Raw genomic sequence first — 1,416 nt, 5'->3', positions numbered from 1 at the left:
ATTTTATATATAAAAACTTATAAGGTAATTTCTTCACTGAAAATAAGCAAATTTCAGAAGCTTATCAGGGCTGTGAAGTTGTAGATCAATATTGCCATGATATTGTCCAGTTTCTAATATTGCGATAGCTTTTGTATTTAAGAGTATTCATAAGAGACATTTTGATTTCCTCTTAAATAGCTGTCATTGATTCAACATGGATAGATTTTTAACGGAGAGAATTCTATGATATTAGGCTCTTTTATGCAAATGATAAAATAGTAAATTATTTTTTTATAAATAAAAGTGTTGATTGAAAAATTACAAGAGCTTTTTTAAATCATTTTTCTAGAGAGTATAGCTCTAAAAGACTCTAGAAGATAAAATAAGTATGCATTTCATTCCATAAAAATGAATTTTGTATCTATATGTTTGGTTCAAATGTTTAAAAAATTGAATTTTTAAAATGTATAGAGATGTTCAGCTTCTAAAAATGTTTTTATATCTGTTAAAACAATTATGAGCGATAAGGGTGCTAAAACGAGTTGGGCGAATATGTTTATTGCAAACTGAATTGAGAAATAGATACAATGTTGAGTTTCGTACAAAACTTTTATTGATTATCATTTTATGACAATATCACGCCTCTTCATTTTTTAATGGAGAGGTGAGAGGGGAGATATTAAATCAAAATCTATCCCGTATTTTGAGATTTTTGTTTCAGGAAAAAAGATTCCTTCAAATTATGTCCGCTTAATAACAAAGGAACTGATCAAGGATGATGGATGAGAAAAGATGAATGGTTTTTGACTAGACACACTAAAGCTTGGAAAAAATGTTACAATTGTAACTTATTTTGACAATTATAAAAAGGCGTTTTCTGTAACATTACTGATCATGAGGATAAGAAGTGTATGACGGCTCATTTTATTGAAATCATTTAATGAAAGGAAATATTTTTTACGTTGTTGATGTTTTGTTTCATTGACACGATTGCTGTTCTCTTATGAGGGAGCTTATAGAAGTAGCCCAAAAGATAAGTTGTTTTCTTGATTCTTGCGTAGATATTAAAGAATATTATAGGAATGAGGGACGTTATTTGACACTCCAGAGAACAAAAGGCGTGGGGTTGAGGTCGTTTTATGCTTTTTGAATTTTTGAGGATTTTGGCTTAAATCCAAGTGTTATTGCTAAGTTTTCTATTGATCTGATTGCAGGGCAGATTTGGCTTTTAAAATGGTAAGGGTTCATGAGAAATCTTGAAACTAAAAAGATTTTACGACATATTGCGTCTTTTCATAAAGAATCTAAAAGGGAAGTAACTTGATGCATTAAAAAAAAAGAATGCATGAGACGTACGTAATTTTATGAATAAACAGATAAGAGTTATATTCTGATTTGTATAAATTTATCAGAGTACGTATCAATATAAAGAAT

It is taken from the genome of Bartonella queenslandensis AUST/NH15 (assembly GCF_000312585.1).
Taxonomy (GTDB): domain Bacteria; phylum Pseudomonadota; class Alphaproteobacteria; order Rhizobiales; family Rhizobiaceae; genus Bartonella; species Bartonella queenslandensis_A.
Note: the sequence above shows the minus strand (reverse complement) of the source record.